The 20834-nt window shown below is 37.0% G+C and carries 18 protein-coding genes and 1 tRNA gene; 11 read left to right on the forward strand and 8 right to left on the reverse strand.

Annotated features, from left to right (window positions below; genetic code table 11):
- From IPI65_14470 to IPI65_14500, 7 genes are all read left to right on the forward strand, one after another.
- On the forward strand, window positions 1-326 hold a 326-nt coding region (locus IPI65_14470; protein ID MBK7442680.1), incomplete at its 5' end, for a hypothetical protein.
- Window positions 327-665: 339 nt separating this feature from the next.
- Window positions 666-3041, forward strand: coding sequence for a fibronectin type III domain-containing protein (locus IPI65_14475; protein MBK7442681.1), 2376 nt, complete (start codon window positions 666-668; stop codon window positions 3039-3041).
- A 141-nt stretch (window positions 3042-3182) separates the two neighbouring features.
- A complete protein-coding gene (locus tag IPI65_14480; GenBank protein ID MBK7442682.1) occupies window positions 3183-6050 on the forward strand; it encodes a carboxypeptidase-like regulatory domain-containing protein in 2868 nt (955 codons plus the stop codon).
- Between the two features lie 11 nt (window positions 6051-6061).
- A complete protein-coding gene (locus IPI65_14485; protein MBK7442683.1) occupies window positions 6062-7930 on the forward strand; it encodes a T9SS type A sorting domain-containing protein in 1869 nt (622 codons plus the stop codon).
- Between the two features lie 128 nt (window positions 7931-8058).
- The gene (locus IPI65_14490; GenBank protein MBK7442684.1) at window positions 8059-8538 is read left to right on the forward strand and encodes a nuclear transport factor 2 family protein; all 480 of its coding nucleotides are present in this window, start codon (window positions 8059-8061) and stop codon (window positions 8536-8538) included.
- Between the two features lie 1367 nt (window positions 8539-9905).
- On the forward strand, window positions 9906-10010 hold the full coding sequence (locus IPI65_14495) for a DUF4372 domain-containing protein (protein MBK7442685.1): 105 nt from the start codon (window positions 9906-9908) through the stop codon (window positions 10008-10010).
- A 384-nt stretch (window positions 10011-10394) separates the two neighbouring features.
- On the forward strand, window positions 10395-10763 hold the full coding sequence (locus tag IPI65_14500; protein ID MBK7442686.1) for a hypothetical protein: 369 nt from the start codon (window positions 10395-10397) through the stop codon (window positions 10761-10763).
- A 390-nt stretch (window positions 10764-11153) separates the two neighbouring features.
- Here IPI65_14500 and rmuC read toward each other — a convergent pair whose 3' ends face one another.
- From rmuC to pdhA, 8 genes are all read right to left on the reverse strand, one after another.
- Window positions 11154-12404 carry a DNA recombination protein RmuC gene (rmuC, locus tag IPI65_14505; protein ID MBK7442687.1) on the reverse strand — a complete coding sequence of 417 codons (1251 nt, stop codon included), beginning with the start codon at window positions 12402-12404 and terminating at the stop codon, window positions 11154-11156.
- 19 nt (window positions 12405-12423) lie between these two features.
- Window positions 12424-12624: a hypothetical protein gene (locus tag IPI65_14510; GenBank protein MBK7442688.1), complete on the reverse strand. Its 201-nt coding sequence runs from the start codon at window positions 12622-12624 to the stop codon at window positions 12424-12426.
- A gap of 78 nt (window positions 12625-12702) precedes the next feature.
- Window positions 12703-12776 (reverse strand) — tRNA-Met (locus tag IPI65_14515).
- A gap of 59 nt (window positions 12777-12835) precedes the next feature.
- The gene (locus tag IPI65_14520; GenBank protein ID MBK7442689.1) at window positions 12836-13690 is read right to left on the reverse strand and encodes an MBL fold metallo-hydrolase; all 855 of its coding nucleotides are present in this window, start codon (window positions 13688-13690) and stop codon (window positions 12836-12838) included.
- 38 nt (window positions 13691-13728) lie between these two features.
- The gene (locus IPI65_14525; GenBank protein MBK7442690.1) at window positions 13729-14496 is read right to left on the reverse strand and encodes an FkbM family methyltransferase; all 768 of its coding nucleotides are present in this window, start codon (window positions 14494-14496) and stop codon (window positions 13729-13731) included.
- Window positions 14497-14514: 18 nt separating this feature from the next.
- Window positions 14515-15006 (reverse strand): 6,7-dimethyl-8-ribityllumazine synthase, encoded by a 492-nt coding sequence (locus IPI65_14530; protein MBK7442691.1) that lies wholly within the window; start codon window positions 15004-15006, stop codon window positions 14515-14517.
- Window positions 15006-15698, reverse strand: a complete 693-nt coding sequence (locus IPI65_14535; protein ID MBK7442692.1) for a tetratricopeptide repeat protein — start codon at window positions 15696-15698, stop codon at window positions 15006-15008. Before IPI65_14535 ends, IPI65_14530 begins: the two co-directional genes overlap by 1 nt.
- 17 nt (window positions 15699-15715) lie before the next feature.
- Complete coding sequence (gene pdhA / locus IPI65_14540) at window positions 15716-16711, reverse strand: pyruvate dehydrogenase (acetyl-transferring) E1 component subunit alpha (GenBank protein MBK7442693.1); 996 nt, start codon at window positions 16709-16711, stop codon at window positions 15716-15718.
- A gap of 83 nt (window positions 16712-16794) precedes the next feature.
- Between pdhA and recF the strand changes: the two genes are divergently transcribed.
- The 4 genes from recF (at window position 16795) to IPI65_14560 (ending at window position 20793) form a co-directional block, all read left to right on the forward strand.
- The gene (recF, locus tag IPI65_14545; GenBank protein MBK7442694.1) at window positions 16795-17889 is read left to right on the forward strand and encodes a DNA replication and repair protein RecF; all 1095 of its coding nucleotides are present in this window, start codon (window positions 16795-16797) and stop codon (window positions 17887-17889) included.
- 12 nt (window positions 17890-17901) lie between these two features.
- Window positions 17902-18192 (forward strand): DUF721 domain-containing protein, encoded by a 291-nt coding sequence (locus IPI65_14550; GenBank protein ID MBK7442695.1) that lies wholly within the window; start codon window positions 17902-17904, stop codon window positions 18190-18192.
- 4 nt (window positions 18193-18196) lie between these two features.
- Window positions 18197-19357 (forward strand): hypothetical protein, encoded by a 1161-nt coding sequence (locus IPI65_14555; protein ID MBK7442696.1) that lies wholly within the window; start codon window positions 18197-18199, stop codon window positions 19355-19357.
- Window positions 19358-20046: 689 nt separating this feature from the next.
- Window positions 20047-20793 (forward strand): phenylalanine 4-monooxygenase, encoded by a 747-nt coding sequence (locus IPI65_14560; GenBank protein ID MBK7442697.1) that lies wholly within the window; start codon window positions 20047-20049, stop codon window positions 20791-20793.
- The last annotated feature ends 41 nt before the right edge of the window (window positions 20794-20834 follow it).

Below are 20834 nucleotides of genomic sequence, written 5' to 3' on the forward strand. Positions count from 1 at the left end.
TTTATGGCAACCACAACATTAGTATTTCTCTAAAAACTGAAACAACTGTAATTCATCCACTTGCAGAGCAGGTTTTGAAGGAAGATGGCATTGATGCCTGGGGAGCGCATGCGGTTATTCCAAAATCGCATCAACAGCTAAAAGTATATCTGAATACCAAACATTCAGACAACAACAGCGTTTCTAGTCATCGCCACTATCATTTCGAAGATCCATTACAATTTGATGCTTACGATAAAATTCTCGCCACTTTCCGGAAAACAAGAGAAGCGATAAAAAAAGCCACTATTGAACTGGTTGGTGAAATTGTAGTGCAAAAAGATTAATCCGGCTAATATGTAAAAATGGATGCAATTAATTTATTGCATTTACAAAATGTTATCTCCCAATAAAATTTACATAAGGTAATTATTTGGATGTTAAAATAAAACGATGGCTTGTTGCTTTAATCTAAACTTTAAATTGATTAATTATTAATTGCAACAAAATAAGACGATTTATTTGTACAAACTTTACATTGTATACAAAAATCAAAAAAATGTAAATAACTACTTTACATTTTTGAACAAATAAAATCATTTTAACATAACCCTTTGTAAATCAGCCAATAATACTGTCCCTCTACTTTTGCATTTATTATTTTCTAACGCTAAATGCAATCAACAATGAAAAAATTTTTACTGGGTTGTCTTGTCGCTGCTCTCGGGTTTACGTCGGCACAAGCACAGGTAGTAACCGTAAGTGGTGAAATCACAACCAACACAACGTGGACCAAAAACAACATCTATTTATTAAATGGATTTGTTTATGTTGAAGATGGTGCAACACTCACCATTGAAGCTGGTACATTAATTAAAGGCGACAAAGCTTCTAAAGGTACTTTAATTATTACCAAAACAGGAACTATTCAGGCAGCAGGTACTGAATGTGAACCAATTGTATTTACTTCAAACGAACCTGCAGGTTCAAGAACTTATGGCGACTGGGGTGGTATCATCATTTTAGGTGAAGCACCAATTAACGTTCCGGGTGGTTCTGCTGTTATTGAAGGTGGTGTTGATACACCTGAAGGAGATGCTGCTTATGGTGGAGCTAATCCTGCAGACAACAGTGGTACATTAACTTATGTACGTATTGAATTTCCGGGTATTCCATTTTTACCGGGTAATGAAATTAACGGTTTAACAATGGGTGGTGTTGGTAGTGGAACAACTATCAATCACATTCAGATTTCTTATTCAGGTGATGATTCATTTGAATGGTTTGGTGGCCGCGTAAACACAAAATACTTAATTGCTTACCGTGGTTTTGATGATGATTTTGATACTGATTTTGGTTACAGAGGAAAAAACCAATTTGGTTATGCATTACGTGACCCTAACGTTGCTGACGTTTCAGGATCAAATGGTTTTGAACAAGATAATGATGCAACTGGTTCTACTAACTCACCTTTTTCAAAAGCAATTTTTACCAATTACACTATTGCCGGTCCTAAAGTAAATACAGGTGATGTAGTAAATATTAACTACAAAAGAGGAGCGCACGACAGAAGAAATACACAAGCTTCAATTTATAACTCAATTATTATGGGTTACCCTGAAACAGGTTTAAAAATTGAAGGAACTAACACTTCTCAAAATGCAATGAACGATAGCTTACAATTTAAAAACAATATTCTTTCAGGAAACGTTGACGATTATATTTGTACAACATGTGATGTTGGATTTAATATTGATACTTGGGCTGCTGCTAACAGCAACCAAACTTATTTAACTAATGCATTAGTTGGTTTAGTTGATCCGTTTAATTTATCAAACCCTGACCCACGTCCAACAGCCGGTTCAGCTCCAACAACAATTGGTACTTATTTTTCAGGTTTATTAAGTGATCCTTTCTTTACATCAACTTCTTATACAGGAGCATTTTCAACTTCTGATAACTGGACTGATGAATCATGGGTAAACTGGGATCCGCAAAATACACCATATACTACACCAGGTATTAATAATTATCCTGTAGTAACTGCAGTAGTTACCAGTTCAGGTTGTGCCGGAACAGGTGCTATTAACGTATCTGTATCAGGTGGTGCAGGTGTTTATACTTATGCTTGGAGCGATGGTCCAACAACTCAAGACCGTTCTTCTTTAAATGCAGGTTCATACACAGTAACTGTAACAAGCAATGGTTGTTCAACTGTTAAAACTTATACTGTTACTGATGTAACAGTTTCTAAACCAACAGGCTTAGCAACATCTTCAGTTACACATTGTTCTGCAAAATTATCATGGGGTGCTGTTGCCGGTGCTGCTTCTTATGAAGTTCGTTTCCGTATAACCGGTGGCACTTACTCTGCTCCGGTTAACGTTGGTGGTGCTTTAAACTATACATTTACAAGTTTAGCAGCTTCTACAAGCTACGATTTCCAGGTTCGTTCGGTATGTGCCGGTGGAACTGAAAAAAGTGCTTATACTAAGAAAACTGCTTCTACTGTAGCTTGTGGTGCTCCAACATCAATGACTGCTACAGGAATTACCAGCAGCTCAGCAATTATCAGCTGGACTAACGGTTGTTCTGTTACAAACTATACTTTACAATACAGAAAAACTGGAACTAAACCTTGGACTTCTGTAACTGTAACACCTGCTACTTATACATTAACAGGCTTGTTACCAAGTCAGTCATACGATTACCGTGTGAGCAGCAATTGTGCAGGTGGTGCCGTTTCTACTTACTTACCTTACCAGGCGTTCACAACTTTACCATTGCGTTTAGATGGTTCTTATACAACCGACGAAAATGCATTAATGGTTAGTCCAAACCCTGCTAGCGATAATGTTGTAATAGCAATTACCGCTAATGAAAACGTAAACGTTGTAATTACCAATATGGTAGGTCAAATTGTTTATGTAAACAATAATGTTACTGTTAACGGAATCGAAGAAATTAGCCTTTCTTTAGAAGGTTTCGAAACCGGTATTTACATGGTAACTGTTAAAGGTGACAATACCAATGTTACCAAACAGTTAGTAGTAAGTAAATAAATTTTTAATTGCAGTTTAATATAGGGCTCCCTGAGTAACATCAGGGGGCTTTTTTGTTTACATTGGTTTGAAGTTAAACTAATGTTACAATAATCATTAGGTAACATTGCAAGGTGACCTTTGCATATAAATTCTTACAATATGCAACGGCTTACTTATTTATTTCTTTTTTTAATTTCTTCAGCATTTTCGGTCAATGCGTTAGCCCAGTCGGGGTCAATTGCCGGCGTGGTTATAGACGGTTCTAACACCGAAACATTAGTGGGTGCTACCGTTTTGGTTGAAAATTTACCGGGTAAAGGTGCAAGTACTGATATTGATGGCAGATATCGTATCGACGATTTACCGGAAGGAACTTACACAATTAAAATAAGCTATATCTCCTTTAAGCAAAAAACCATTTCCGGAATTGTGGTTAAGGCAGGTGCAGTTACTACAGTTGATATTGCCATGGAAACTGATTTTCAAAATGCACTTGGTGATACAGGAATTGTAATAATTAGAGGTGTTGTTAGCCAGGAAACTACTAATACCGTTCAAGCCTTTCAAAAAAACAATATAGCACCTTCAGAAGTAATTTCACAAGCAATTATTAGTAAAGGACCTGATAAAACTACAGGCGAAGTTTTAAAACGTTTAAGCGGTACAACTATAACTGATGGAAAATTCGCAGTAATCAGAGGTTTGAGCGACAGATATAATATTGCTTTAATTAATGGTAATATTTTACCAAGCTCAGAACCGGACAGAAAAACATTTGCTTTCGATTTATTTCCGTCTTCTATGCTGGCGAATTTAATTGTGGTAAAAGCAGCACAACCTAATTTACCCGGCGATTTTGCAGGTGGTATTATTATGGTAAATACCCGCGATATTCCTGATGAAAATTTTATTTCTGTTGCGGTTGGCGCAGGCTATAATTCTATTTCTACTTTTAAAGAATATTACTCTTATACCGGTGGTTCAAAAGACTGGTTGGGTATCGATGATGGCACGCGTCAATTACCATCTGCATTTCCGGCAAACAGAAATGAGTTTTTAGATTTAACACCAACAGAAAAAGCAAATCTCGGCAAAACTTTTGCGCCTTGGGGCACATTCAGCAACCCATCTACGCCGCTTGATCAAAGTTATCAGATAACAGGTGGTATCGTTAAAAAAGTTGGGAAAATTGGCGAATTCGGTGCTATTGGTGCAATTACTTATAGTAATGCCAATGTTACAAATTTTATCGAGCGCAACGATTATGATAATGAAATTACCCCTTTATATGAATATACTGACAATCAATATAAAAATAATATTTTATGGGGTGGATTATTGAACCTGAGTTATAAGTTAAACGACAATAATAAATTCAGTTTTAAAAATTCTTATTCAGTAAATTCATCTGATATCACCACTTTACGCAGTGGTTTAAATTATTCACGTGCAGTTGATGTGAAAAATGAATATTACGAATTTAGTTCTAACCAATTACAATCATCAACACTAGGAGGGGACCACTTTTTTTCTGCATCCAAAACAAAATTAAAATGGTCGGCAGGGTTAAATACTTTAAAACGTGATCAGCCTAATTACAGAACAGTAAATTATTTTAAAAATATAACGCCTGCGTTTGACGGCGATACTGTTTATCAAATGTCACCTTCTCCGTTTGCCTCACCTGATAACTTAGGTATTTTTTATTCTTATATGGATGAAAAAACGTATACCGCAAGTGCAGATGTTACTATTCCATTTTTAATAAACGATAGCAAACAATCATTTGGTTTTGGGGGAAGTTATTTAACAAAAGACCGCACCTTTAATGCACGCATCATGGGAGTTGCAGCATCAAATGATATTTATTTTAATCCGAATTATTATGAAATTGTTGTGCTGCCTGTAGGTGATTTATTAAGCCCTGATAATTTTGCGGACAGTTTATTTTATATCGATGAAATTACCAACCCGAGTGATTACTACGCTGCAACACAGGAAAATAAAGCAGTATATGCAATGTTCGATAATAAAGCAGGTAATAAACTGCGTATTGTTTGGGGAGCAAGAGCTGAATTTTTTGCACAAACAATAAGCTCGTTTGAATACGGTGGAGCAACTGAGCCAATTCCTTTAGAAGTAGATACGAAAGAAACCGATAGTGTAGGATTAAAATTCGATTTATTACCATCAATTAATATTACTTATTCACTAACTGAAAGAACGAACTTACGATTGTCTGTTTATAAAACAGTTGCCCGCCCTGAGTTACGTGAATTAGCACCATTTGGATATTATGATATCGAAACAAATTCAAGTATTACCGGTAACCCAAGTTTATTGGCAACCAATATTTATAACGCTGATGTAAAAGCTGAAAAATTTATGGGTGCAGGCCAGGTAATTTCTGCCAGTGTGTTCTACAAAAAATTCTATGACCCTATTGGTCAGCGTTTTTATTTCGGAACCGTACGCGAATTAAAACCAATTAACGATTCGCTCGCAACCGTTTATGGTGCCGAATTTGAATTGAGAAAAAATTTAGGATTTATTGCCCGTGATAAACAATGGTTGGAACGTTTCACATTTAACACCAACCTTGCATTAATTCGTTCAAATACATTATTACATGTTGCGGACACTGCTATTGCAGGTGCTGCTGAACGCCAGTTACAAGGACAAAGCGACTATGTTATCAATTTCGGATTCACTTATATTGAACCGGAAAAAGGTATGTCGTTTACCTTATTATTTAATCAAATTGGCCGACGCATTTCTGAATACGGTAATGCACAATACGATGACATTTACGAAAACCCGCGCCCATTAGTGGATGGACAAATTTCAATTCCATTTAACGGTACAAAAGGAACTGTGAAATTAAACTTTACTGACATTTTAAGTAAGGATGCAATTTTTTATCAGGACCTTGATGCTGATGGTGGTTACGATGAAACTATCGATAATACCATCCGCAAAATTGATACCGGTGCGAAGCTTTCATTATCAGTTAACTATAAATTTTAAAAACAATAATTATGAAAAATCTGCAATTAACTTTAACAATTTTAATCACGCTGGGCTTATCTACAATAGCCCATGCACAATTGCCGACTGCAACATTGTCGGGCGAAATTTCAGGAGGCACGCGCAACCTCGTAAAAGACACAGTTTATATTTTAAACGGATTTGTTTATGTTGAAGATGGCGCAATTTTAAATATTCAGGCCGGAACAATTATTCGTGGTGATAAAGACACTAAAGGTTCTTTAATTATTACCAGAGGTTCAAAAATTAACGCAACCGGAACACCGGATCAACCAATTGTATTTACCAGTAATCAGGCTGAAGGTGCCCGTAATTATGGCGACTGGGGTGGTGTTATTATTTTAGGTAAAGCACCTATTAACGTTCCAGGCGGTACTGCTGTAATTGAAGGTGGTGTTGATACACCGGAAGGCGATGCTGTATATGGTGGTGTTGATGCTGCAGATAATTCAGGTGTTATGACTTATGTGCGTATTGAATATCCGGGTATTGCCTTTGTTCCGGGAAATGAAATTAATGGATTAACATGTGGTGGTGTAGGTTCAGGAACTGTACTTGATCACATCATGGTAAGCCGCTCAGGTGATGATGCTTTTGAATTTTTTGGCGGAACAGTTAATGCTAAATATTTAATTGCACACAATACTTTAGATGATGACCTGGATACAGATTTTGGTTTTTCAGGTAAAATTCAGTTTGCTGTTGTAAAACGTGACCCAAACTTTGCTGATGCTTCAGGTTCAAATGGTTTTGAAAGTGATAACGATGCAACAGGTAGCACCAATTCACCACAAACAAATGCAACATTCAGCAATATTACTGTTGTTGGTCCTATTCAAAATACAGGTGATTTAATCAATGTAAATTATAAAAGAGGTGCTCAAATTCGCAGAAACTCATCTGCTGATATTTTTAATTCTGTAATTATTGGTTACCCAAGCGGAATTATGATTGATGGTGCGTTATGTGAAGCAAGTGCTTTAGCTAACACATTAAAAGTTCAAAATACAGTTATTGCAGGTCATAATAATGATTTTGAAGTAGCAGTAGGAAGTACTTTTGATGCTAATGCATGGTTTACTACAGGTGCTTATGCAAATACAATTTATGATTTAAGCAGTGATGTAATGTTAACCGATGCATATAATGTTACTTCACCAAACTTTTTACCAGCAGCTGCATCTCCAATTTTAACCGGTGCTTCTTTTGTCGAAGCAGAATTAGTTGGTTTAACACCAACAAATTATCGTGGTGCATTTGGTAATTTAGATTGGACATCATGTTGGGCAAACTGGGATCCGCAAAATACCAATTACGGTGAAGTTCCCGGAACAATTGCACAGGCAATTGCTTCATTTACTGTTTCAAATGAAGATTTAATGGTAACATTTAGTAATACTTCATCTAATGCAGTTTCTTATACCTGGGATTTTGGTGATGAAACAACTTTATTGGATGTTAGTACTGAAGCAAATCCAACTTATACTTATCCTTCATTAGGTGTTTATGATGTTGTTTTAGTTGCAACAGGAACTTGTGCTGATCAAAATACAACTGATCAAACTTTAGATTTATCTGTAGCTATTACAGATTTAACTAACATCAACAATATTAGTTTATATCCAAACCCTGCTAATGAAAATGTTCAATTAGTAATTAATGCGAATGTAAATACAGATGCAATGGTTAATATCACTGATTTAACAGGAAGAAATGTAATTCCTGCTCAGTTTATCAACTTAGTAAATGGAAATAATACAATGCAATTAAACACTGCTGATTTAACAGCCGGTTTATACTTAGTAACTATTTCAAATGGCGTTGAACAAACAACAATGCAATTAATCATAGCTCAATAAGATTCATATTGTAAGAAAGGGGGTCGCCGCGAGGGGGCCCTTTTTTTTTGCCATTAGGTCTGCTAAATTTTAATCAATGCTTACAATAAAAATTACCTACTTTTACATGCATCACTAAAATTTCAGGCATGATACAAAGTGAACAACTCATTCATACTTTTTACACGGCATTTTTAGCCAGAGACTATAAAACGATGCAGAACTGCTACACCAACGACGCTACATTTAGCGACCCGGTGTTTCAAAATTTAAATGCCGCGGAGGTTAGGGGAATGTGGGAAATGTTTTGCAAACGGTCGAAAGACATGCACCTCACGTATTCCATCCAGGTTGCTGATGAAAATCATGTAGAGGCTACCTGGATTCCGGATTATACCTTTTCCGCAACAGGCAAACATGTAACCAACCACATTAAATCGCGATTTACAATTAAAGACAATAAAATAATTCGCCACCAGGATTATTTCAGTTTCTACAAATGGTCTAGTCAAGCCTTGGGACTACCGGGTATTTTATTAGGATGGACACCACTCATAAAAAACAAAATTCGCAAGGCAGCCAACAGCAACCTCCAAAAGTTTATGGCTTCGAATGAATTAGCAAATTAGCCGATTAGCTGATTAGCAAATGTGGGTTCGGAGTTGGAATGAAATTTTTGATCAAAATGCGGCTGTTTAATTTGCATCCGCCGCAACTTTGTGTTCTCTGCGGGCTGTTTCCTTTGGGTTTTCTCTGTGGTTTCGGCTGTTTAATTGGTGCGTTATACGTTACAGCGCAATGGGCAGACACATGGGTCTGCCCCTACATGTGCTCCGAATGAAATTCTAACTCAAAATCGGCTGTTTAATTGGTACATTGGTACATCAACACATTGGTACATTAACACATTGGTGCATTAAATTGGAGCATCACCATCCCCCTCCGTATCAAAATCGCTGCGGGCTTTTCGCTGCAACAAGCCATTAATTAAATTTTCAATCAAAACCGGCTATTCCATTGGTACATCGGTACATTCTCACATTGGTACATTAGCTTGTTTCCGCTACAATCCCGGCTAGGAGTTGCTGCATCGTTCTATTCAACAAAAAATTGGTGTGTCGTAAAATTGGGGTTTGCAGATTTTGTTTCACCCCGGATGGGGTTTGGTGAATCGTTTAAATTTCATTCTAAAAATATGCAACCCCTGCCTCGTCCGGCAGGTAAACCTAAAGGGGTTGGTGATTCGTAGCATTAGATTATAGTAATTAATTGGCACATCGATAAATTGGTACATCATCCGGCTGTTTAATTAACACATCAGCACATTACCACATTAATTATTTTTAAGCACAACCCCGATAGCTATCGGGGGCACAAAGAAACAACACACAAATTTCACAGAGAATTTTGTCTGAAATTGAAATTTCAACTATAAATTATCATTATTAAGAATAATTAAAATATTACTCTCTTTGTGGTCTCTGCGGGCTGTTTCCTTTGGGTTTTCTCTGTGGTTTCGGCTGTTTAATTGGTGCGTTATACGTTACAGCGCAATGGGCAGACATATGGGTCTACCCCTACATGAGCTCCGAATGGAATTTTTACTCAAAATTCGGGTGTTTAATTGGTGCATCATCACGGGTTAATATTGATTAACCCCTACGGGAGCTCCGATTGAAATTTTCACTCAGAATTCGGCTGTTCCATTGGTACATTGGTACATTGGTACATCCTCCTGCTGTTTAATTATATCATTATCAGGTAAGGTACAACCAGGCTTCCAAATTAAAATCCCACTCAAAACCGGCTGTTAATCAGCACATTACCACATCACTGGTGTCCGGTAAAAAATAATTATAAATAAAGGAGCTCGAAGAACTCCCAATAAGTGTTAGTTTTGATTTGCGACCAAAACTAAACTTATGCGCAAAGTCTTTTTACGGACAGCGGTATTCAATCAACTACTTTCTTTAATACCCGGGCACAAATCGAGCGTTTGTCTAAACTGCATAATGCAAATCGATATTGCAAGAAATTTATGGCATATGACCATTTGATCACGATGTTATATGGTGCTTTTCAATGCCACCAATTTGCGTGAAATCACTACAGGAATGCAGGGTTACGGCCTAAATAAACTCAATCATTTAGGGTTGCTGGATACACCAAAAATGCGTTATCAGAAGCAAATCAACGCCGTCCTGCCAAATTCTTCGAAAGTGTGTATCACATGCTTTATGATACCTATTTCGGTTTACGGACAGCCGCCGTCCATTAAATATCGATGATGACTTATTTATCATCGATTCAACAACATTTAGTCTCTTTAATTCAGTGATGCGCGGTGCCGGGACCGCTAAACAAAATGGAAAAAGAAGGGTGGTGTTAAAGCGCACATGATGATAAATGCCAAGCATGATTTACCTGCATTTGTTTTTATTAGTGAAGCAAAGAACATGATTTAACTTTCTTACACCAACTTAAAGTGCCTGATAACTCTACTGTGTTGTTTGATAAAGCCTACACCAATTACAAGCAGTTCGCTGAATGGGGTAATCACGGTATTAGATGGGTAAGCCGACTTAAAAGGGATGCTTCTGTAAAAGTGCTGGTGCACCGCCCTGTGTCGGAAGCAGCCTATGACTCAGGTGTCCGCTCTGATAATTATGTGGAATTAGGTCGGCCAAGTAATCGAAAAAAAATCCCCTTAATTAAAGCCCGAGTAGTTGAATTTTGGGATGAGGAAAAGCAACGCATGTTTCAATTTGTTTGTAATGATTACACTAGCGATCCGAAGTCATTGCAGACTTGTATAAGCGCAGATGGCAAATTGAAACATTATTCAAGCGCATAAAACAACGTTATCCATTAAAATATTTTTAGGCGATAATCCCAATGCAATAGAAATACAAATATGGGCAACTTTGATATGTGATTTATTAGTGAGAATAATACAAAAAACAGTTAACCAAACAGGAAATAAGCATTGGGCTTATTCTACAATATCAGGCATGATTAGGCAACATCTGATGAACTATTTTAACATCATTGATTTTTTAATCGACCCCGAAAAAATGCTTAGCATTTATAAACCACCATCACCACAACTGTCTTTTAACTTCCTAAGGGCTTCACCTTGAAAAAGCAACTATCTGCAACCTAAAACCACCGTAAATAAACAACTTCGTAAAATCATATGAGTTTTACCGGACAACAGTGATTACCACATTAGCACATTAGCACATCAATCCCCCTCTGCATCATTTAAAATCACCCCCGGAAGCGACTTCTTGCCCTGCACACCTAATCTTCTCAACTTCTCTGCCTGACCAATTAAATTGCCGGAGCCTTCTTTTAATTGTTTCATGGCTTCATCGTAACTTTTTTGAGAGTGGCCAATGCTGTCGCCGATGGATTGGAGGTTTTCTACAAAGCCGACAAATTTATCATATAATTGTGCACCACGATCAGCAATAGCGAGGGCGTTTTTATTTTGCTCATCTTTTTTCCATAATTCAGCTAGCAATTTTACCGCTGCAATTAAATTAGTTGGAGAAATTAATAATACTTTTTTACGATAAGCATAATTCCATAAATCGAGATCTTTTTGCATAGCAAGCATGTATGCCGGCTCAATCGGAATAAACATCATAACAAAATCCAGCGACTTCGAAAATTGCTGATAATTACGACGATATAATTCATCAATATGCTTTTTTACAGCATTTAAATGGGCCTCAAGTGCTACTTTTTGTTCAACTTCATCATCCGACGAGCTATATCTTTCATAAGCACTTAACGATACTTTACTATCGATAATAATTTCTCTTTTATCCGGATATTTAATCACAAAATCCGGCTGCATTTTCTGATTTTCATCGTTAAATAAGGTATTTCCGGCTTCATCCCGCAAAAACTCCTGCTTCACATATTCACGGCCTTCCGACAACCCCGACTGCTGTAAAATATTCTCCAAAATCATCTCTCCCCAATCACCCTGGGTTTTGCGCTGACCTTTTAATGCTTTGGTTAAGTTATTCGCCTCTTCACTAATTTGTTTATTCAGGCTTACTAAATCTTTTATTTTTTCTTCCAGTGAAAAACGTTGTTTATTTTCTTTTTCATAAGTTTCTTCTACTTTCTTTTTAAACTCTTTTAAATCAATGCCTAAAGGGTCGAGAATTAATCGAATATTTTTCTGATTTTCTTCTGTAAATCGTTTGCTTTTATCTTCAAGAATTTCGTTGGCAAGATTTTTAAATTGTGCTGTATATTTTTCACCTAAATCTTCAATTTCTTTTTTGATGGTATTATTTTTTTCTTTCAACACATCATTTTCACCGCGCACTTTTAAAATATATTCCTTGAGTTCAGTGTTTTGATTATTCTGTAATTCAAATTTCGATTTAACTTCTGTATAATCAATATCCAATTTATCCAAAGTAGTTTTTACGGACGATAAATTAATTTGTAAATGTTCTTTTTCTTCACTCAATTGTTTTACAACAGTTTCATTAGCATGTAATTGTTTTTTGCTGGTCTGCAATTTTTTCCTGTGCAAATTTTTGTGCTGCCACTACTTGCATGAGCTCATTTTCCAATTTAGCATAAGCATCACGTGCAACCATATTTTTTTCAACCAGCAATTTTCTGATAATCCAGGCAACCAATGCTCCGGCTACTACACCAATTATTAAAAAGAGGATATTTTCCATACCGTAAATTTACTCGACTATAATGATACAAAATCTGTCTGCCACAAAAAAGAAAAGCAACCGGTCCGGTTGCTTTTGTAGCGTGGGGGAGGCTCGAACTCTCGACCTCAGCATTATGAGTGCTGCGCTCTAGCCAGCTGAGCTACCACGCCATTGGGCGGCAAAGATACGCACTTGATTTTTGAAATTAAAATAACTGTGAAAAATTATCTCAGAATAAAGACCCCACGGGCAATTCGCTCAGGGCATAATAATTTTTAGGTCGAATACCTTTATCCGTTTTTTCAAGACTGCAACATTCGTTTAAACTATCGTGTTCGAAAAACAGAAAGTGTTTCTTCTCGCAGGCTTCCTTTAAAAAGGCTTCTTTTTCTTTAATGGTGATCAGCGGTCGCACATCATAACCCATCACATAGGGGAGGGGAATATGGGCCGCGCTAGGCAGTAAATCGGCGCAATACACCACCTTGCTGCCATTATATTTTATAACCGGCAACATCATCGCCTCTGTATGTCCGTATGTCCAGATGGTGCTGAAACCCGGAAATAAATCTTCATGCTCTTCTATAAAATGTAAAACACCATGTTGCTGGAGGGGAATAAAATTTTCCTTTAAAAAAGAGGCTTTTTCCCGGGCATTAGGGTTGTTGGCCCATTCCCAGTGACGTTCGTTCGTCCAATAGCGCGCATTTTCGTATGTAGGAATCAGTTTGCCTTTATCGGTTTTTGTAACAGCTCCTCCGCAATGGTCAAAATGTAAGTGGGTTAAAAACACATCGGTAATATCTGCAGGCACTAAACCCAATTGTTTTAAAGAAGCAGCAATACTGAAATCTCCATGTGGCTCATAATGGCCGAAAAACTTTTCATCCTGTTTATCGCCCATACCACAGTCAATCAGCACAACTTTTCCCTCTGCAATTACCAGCAAACAGCGCATCGCCCAGGTGCACAAATTGTTTTCATCTGCCGGAACCAGTTTATTCCAAATCTTTTTAGGCACAACACCAAACATGGCACCACCGTCCAGTTTAAATAGTCCTGCATTTATCGAATAGAGTTGCATAGGGCTAAAGTAATAATTATTGTGTTATGATTCAACTTTCAACTGAATGATTGATACCAGGGCATCCGTTTATTCCCTTTAACAGCCATGATTACCCCATAGTTGTTTTTGCCGTAAATCCAGCGGCGTTTGATGAGTGTATTGACAAAAAATCCCCACCAGATTAACTTATGAATTCTGCGAAAACGCACTTTAAATCCATAACTCAGTAATAATTGTTTGGTTACCTTAAAATCAGGTTCACCATTAATAAATCGCGATTCATCATAGCGGCCTGTGGTAACAGTGAGTGCAATATTTTCTGCTGTAGATAAAATGTGGTGCATACCTTTTAATGCACTGTATTCAGCACCATTAATGGTAACATTAATATGACCGATTTGCTGAATGGGAATATTATTTTCTGCAACAATATGATCCAGCGTATCCATTTCAACCTGTAATTCAACACCATTATATTTTACAGATGTATCTACCGGAATATTGCGCAACTGATTCCAACTGGCTTTTTTACCAAGTAATAAAGTCATAGTGCCAGGTTCACTGAATACTGCTTTATCAATTAATGTAACCGGAATATTTTTTTTAGATATAATTTCCGCAGCAATAATTTTATTATTCGGATCAGGATCTACACCATAAACCATTCCGTTTTTTCCAACGCGGTTTGCCATTAAAAATAAATCGGATGTAACCGGTGCACTCATGTCATAGCCAAGTTGAATACCAATATCACCCGGCTGCAATGCAGGAAATTTTAATCGCTGATCAATGGCGATAAATATTTTCCAAAATAATTTTTTCATATTACAAGTAAGCCAAAATTAAATCAGCTTTTCGCGTAAAGCAGCCATTTTTAATGCAGTGATTGCAGACTCATCACCTTTATTGCCATATTTTCCACCGGAGCGATCAATTGCCTGTTGCATATTTTCTGTAGTAAGTACACCAAATACAACCGGTGTTGAATAATCCATACCTAATTGCATAATACCATGTGCAACAGCAGAAGCAATATGCATATCGTGTGTAGTTTCACCTTTAATAATGCAGCCTAAACAAATTACGGCATCTAATTCCTGCGATTCAAGCAGTAGTTGTGCTGCCTGAGGTAATTCATAACTTCCCGGAACATAAACCGTAATAATATGCTCCGATTTTGTGTGATGTTTTAATAAGGTATTATAACATCCCTGATATAATTTTTCAGTAATATCAGTGTTCCATTCCGACACAACAATGCCGAGTCGGAATGAATCACCGTTTGGTACAGTTTCTTCCCTATACAATGAAAGATGCTGATGTTTTGAAGCCATTATTTCCCACCGAGTTTTGTTTCGGCGTAAGTGATATCGAGGTCAATATTTGAACCTTCCTGAGATAAAGGATACAATTGTTTTATTTTGCGATACATTTCTAATGCACCTTTAACATCGTTTTGTTCAGACATTAAATCGCCGGCATATTTATAATAAGTCGGACTTTGAATATTATTATCAGCAGATTCAGCAGCTTTTTTATACATGCCGATTGCTTTTTCATATTCTTTTTTATCAGCGTAAGCATGACCTAAAGAAACGTAAGTTAAACCTGCAAGTTCGTCAGTTGAAGGTTTGTATTTTTCGAGGTGTTTAATAGCATTATCCAAATCACCTTTTTTCATATAACAAATACCACAATAGTATTGCGCCATATTACCTGATGGCGTATTACCGTATTTTTCAGCAACAGCTAAAAAGCCTGATACTGCACCATCACCGTTTAAAGCTAAATCAAATGAATCTTTATTGAAATAAGCTTCTGCACCCCAGATACTGTCTTTTGCTGAAACAACACGTGGTTCTAAATACAATTGTTTATAAGCAAAATATCCGCCTATACCAACTACCAGTGCTGCTAAAACACCAAGAATCAGATTTCTGTTTTTAATAAAAAAATCTTCAAAATTTTTATATGAACCCTGATCTGTTTCAGCAGCATCAACTATTTGTTTTTTTTCTTCTGACATAATATTTATTGTTGTAATTAATCTTTTATAAATGGATAATCCTGTTGAACATAAATGTCTTCAAATACTGCTGAATCATCCGGATAAGGTGATTCTTCCGCAAAGCGAACACATTCTTCAATTTCTTTTTCAATACGCTCCTGAATTTCTTCAATTTCTTTCATGGTAGCATATTTTTTATCGAGTATCTTTTGCATGGTGGTTTCTACCGGGTCACGCATTTTATACTCTTCAACTTCTTCTTTTGTACGATATTTTGCCGGGTCACTCATTGAATGTCCGCGATAACGATAAGTCCTTATTTCCAGGAAGGTTGGCCCTTCATTATTTCTTGCTTTTTCTACAGCTTCATAAATTGCTGCATGTACTGTTTCCGGTTGCATTCCATCTACAGGATAAGAAGGCATATCGTAAGCAGCACCAATTTTATACATATCTAACTGATTGGTAGTGCGTTCGAGTGAAGTACCCATTGCATATCCATTGTTTTCACAGATAAATACAACAGGGATTTTCCAGAGCATCGCCATATTGAATGTTTCGTGTAATGAGCCCTGACGAACAGCACCATCTCCAAAATAGCAAATACAAACATTGCCGGTGCCCTTATATTTTTCAGCAAAACCAATACCTGCGCCCATAGGAATTTGTGCACCCACAATACCATGTCCGCCAAAAAAGTAGTTTTCTTTACTGAAAAAGTGCATCGAACCACCTTTACCCTTTGTGCATCCGGTAACTTTCCCAAATAACTCAGCCATAGCCGCATTACAGGAAATGCCCTTCGCAATTGCCAAACCGTGGTCGCGGTAAGCAGTAATTATCGGGTCAGTATGTCTTGTCGCACTAATCGTACCTGCAGCTATCGCTTCCTGTCCGATGTACAAATGGCAAAATCCTCTGATTTTTTGCATGCCATACATTTGGCCTGCCTTTTCCTCAAAGCGACGCATCTTATACATCATCTCATACCATTGCAGGTAGGTTTCTTTTGTTATTTTTGAGCGGTCCATGAATATCCTTCGAAAAATCGAAAGGCAAAATTAAGAAAAGAGGGTTACAATTTAAACTAACAGTGTTACTACGGCGCATCAATTTGCTCAATTACAAGAACTATGGCACCTTAAAGGTGGAGTTTGACCATAAATTTAACCTGATTAATGGGCTGAATGGCTCTGGTAAGACCAATCTAATAGACAGTATTCATTATTTGTGTTTGTGCAAAAGTTATTTTACCCGTTCCGATAATAATGTGGTAAAACACGGCAATTCTTATTTCCGTTTGGATGGTTTTTTTGATTTAGATGGAATTTCTACCCAAATAACATGCAAACTGACCGGGCTTGGGACTGGTGGCGTTAAAGGGGGCAAGAAGGAGTTTTTCAAAAATGATGAACCTTATGAGCGACTGGCAGACCATATCGGGTTAATTCCGGTTGTGATGATTGCACCGGATGATATCGGGATAATTAACGATGGAAGCGAGGAAAGGCGCAGGTTTCTGGACACTGCTATTGCTCAGGTAAGTCACGAATATCTTACCCGCCTCATGCATTACAATAAGCTGTTGCAACAGCGCAATGCCCTGCTGAAGCACAATCTGGCATATGGACACCTCGACAAAACACTACTCGATGTTTTAAATGCGCAGTTAGCCGTTGATGGCGATTACATCTTTGCCGAGCGAAAAGCTTATCTAGAGCAATTTAGTAAGGTTTTTGGCGAACACTACCATTTAATTTCCGGTGAAAACGAGGTTGGAGCCGTGCAATACCTGTCGCAGGCAGCCGAAAAGCAACATTTACAGCTGTTTCAAGACAATTTACGCGATGATCTTGCGGCGGGCAGAACAACAGCCGGCATTCATAAAGATGAGCTCGAATTAACTATAAATGGCTACCCTGTGCGCGAAACCGGAAGTCAGGGGCAAATAAAATCTTTCCTAATCGCCATGAAAATTGCCCAATGTATGCTGATGTTAGCTTTAAAAGGGAAAAAAAGTATCATGCTGCTGGATGATGTTTTTGAAAAACTGGACAAAAAACGATTGGAAATTGTTTTTTCCATTTTTAATCAACCGGCCTTTGAACAAGTTTTTATCACTGATGCAGATGAAAAAAGGAGCGCCGATTTTTGTTTAAATCAAATCGGGGCATTTGGTCATGTAATAATTGGTGACAATAATATTTGATAACTTTATACGATGAAAAAAAGTAATGAGCAGGGGATAGGTGATGCGCTGAAGCAATTATTTAAAAGTTATAAACTCGACGAAAAAGTTGCTGAAGTGCGTATTAAAGAATTATGGGGAGAAATAATGGGTGTAAGCATTAAAAATTACACCACCAATATGCACCTCAACAGAGGTGTGCTTACAATATACATCGAATCAGCACCATTAAAACAAGATTTGAAATTCTCAAAAGATGCAATCATAAAACGTATTAATGAAGAAATGAAAGAAATGGTTGTAAGAGAATTGGTAATTAGATAACAGGATGAGATCGATTTACTTAATTATATTATTTAATATAGTTACTGCGCACATTTATGCGCAAACCGTTAGAATTAATGAGAGCGAATTATTTGGCGTTTGGCAATATGGCATCGAATTTACAGACTTAGATACGGCAGCCAATCTTTATAATAACTCGGCCATTAGTGAATATACGTTTTTGCCATCAGGTCATTTTGAATTTAAATATTTCCGAATTACTCAAACGCATTTTGATACTTGCTTGATTTATACAACTCCGGGGAAATGGAAATTAAAAAACAATGTTTTGACCTTAACTTATAATACTAAAAAGTCGGTATTTATTGCCTCTGATCCAATGGAGCAGGAAGATAGGAGTGAAGAAGAAATCATAAAAGCAAACCAGGATAGTTTATTAGTATTTAATCCGGGATTTTATGATTTAGAAGGTTATCACAAACCAACTTATACTATTTACTACAAACGCTTAAGCGCGCCAATTCAAGCCACCGAAAATGGAAAAGACAGTTGCAACAATTTTTACACTTCGCAACCTGTTAATTTACAGCCGGTTATATTACAACCGGAAACCTTTGCCTATAAACCAAACTATAAATATTTAATTAATTCTTTGGATTCTACAAAAGTTGTAAGAATTCCTGAAGATAGAAACATTGATATTTATTACAAAGAGGAATTAAATGATTCCATATATAAATATAAATCCTTGAATGGTTTTGGGTATATCGATTCAATTTATGAGGATTCTATAATTGTTTCCTTATATGAAATGGATATTAATTTTTCGGATGAAAATGATTTCGAAAGCCTCTATACAGGAACATCAATTTATGGTGAAGCAACACCTTATATTATTACTACAATAGATTTAAACAACATGCCGGAAATTGGATTTTCAACCAATACTTCAGATGTACTTGAAAGTATATCAGCATTTGGGATGTCATTTGGTGTTTTTACAGCATTAATCGTTGCCCCATTAATCAGTATTAATTACAAATCCGGTGAATTTCGAGATCAGCGTTATTACAAAATAGCAGGTTATAGTTTAGGCGTTGCAGCAATAAGTCTGCCTTTGTTTTTATTTTCCGGATCAAAAAGTTATACAATAATCCCATCCGGTTCAGAACCTGCAGAAAATAAATGGTATTTGAGTTATTAAAAAATCAGCGCACTGCTTCCGTTTTAACCTGTGTCCTTTTCAAACACATCCCACAAAATAAGGGCGGATTCATCTAACACAAATAAATTACTCAGTTTTAATAAATCCAAATCAGCGACCAAAATATAAGCACACAACACACAAAACACATCCACAAAAAATCAGCGTCCCGCCTTCTCCATTTCAACTACATGTAAAAAATCGTTTAAATCCATCTAAAATCAGCGATCCGATTGCCGCTTCACACCGGCTTTACTCAGCATGTTGAATATCAAAATTTAATCTACCAAAAAATATCCGTTCAACCCACTCAAACCCGAATTCCTTTTCAAACACATCCCACAAAAAATCAGCGAGTATCATCCAACACAAATAAAAAAATCAGTTAACATCAGCCAAAATCAGCGACCCGCTTGCCGGGTTCAGCGTTCCCTTCTAAAATCCGTCCCATATCCGTTCAACCCGTTTAATCCGCGTTCCCTTTTCACACCCACCAAAAAATCAGTTTTAATCATTCCAAATCCGCGACCCGCTTGCCGGGTTCAGTGTTCCCATTAATGTGAGTCAATTGTTAATATAACCATCACAAAACCTTCATTTTTTCCAAAACCCATGCAACCATCCCCCAAACACCGTATATTAGCATAAATATTAGTGAAGAAATGGAAAACGGTCTCCTTACAGAAAAAATGGTCCAGGATTACACAGCTTACACACCCGAACACTTTAAAGTTTGGGAAATATTATTCGACAGACAAATGGCATTGCTTAAAGACAGAGCTGCAACCGTTTTTATGGAAGGAATTGACGCCATACACTTTACCGCAGGCGCAATACCAAAGTTCGATGAATTTAACATTCGCCTAGAAACCATTACCGGTTGGAATGCCGTGGTAGTGCCCGGATTAATTGGCAACAAAGAATTTTTCGAACTGCTAAAAAACCGAAAATTTCCTGCTTCAACCTGGTTGCGCACTATGGAACAACTCGATTATCTGGAAGAGCCCGATATGTTTCACGATGTATTTGCGCATCTGCCGCTGCTCACCAACAAAACCTATTGCGCATATTTATACGGTCTCAGTAAAATTGCACTCAGCTATATCGAAAATCCTATTGCAGTAGAATTAATTTCTCGCATTTACTGGTATACAGTCGAATTCGGTTTAATTCGCGATAACGGTCTGCTCCGCATTTACGGCTCAGGAATTTTATCCTCTCAGGGTGAAAGTATTTATTGCCTCAAATCCGGAATTCCTTCAAAACGTATCGATTATAATGTCGAAAAAATATTGGATACACCTTATATCAAAGACAAATTCCAACAACAATATTTTGTTATCGACACCTGCCTCGATTTATTTGAAAGTCTGCCCGATATCGAACAAGGTATCATAAAACGACTCGAAAATCCGGATCTGTTTGTCGCCGAATGATTTTAATATTGTTTTTACAATAAAAAATCACTGTTTATCGT

The organism is Bacteroidota bacterium (genome assembly GCA_016706255.1).
In the GTDB taxonomy this organism is placed as follows: Bacteria; Bacteroidota; Bacteroidia; order Chitinophagales; family BACL12; genus UBA7236.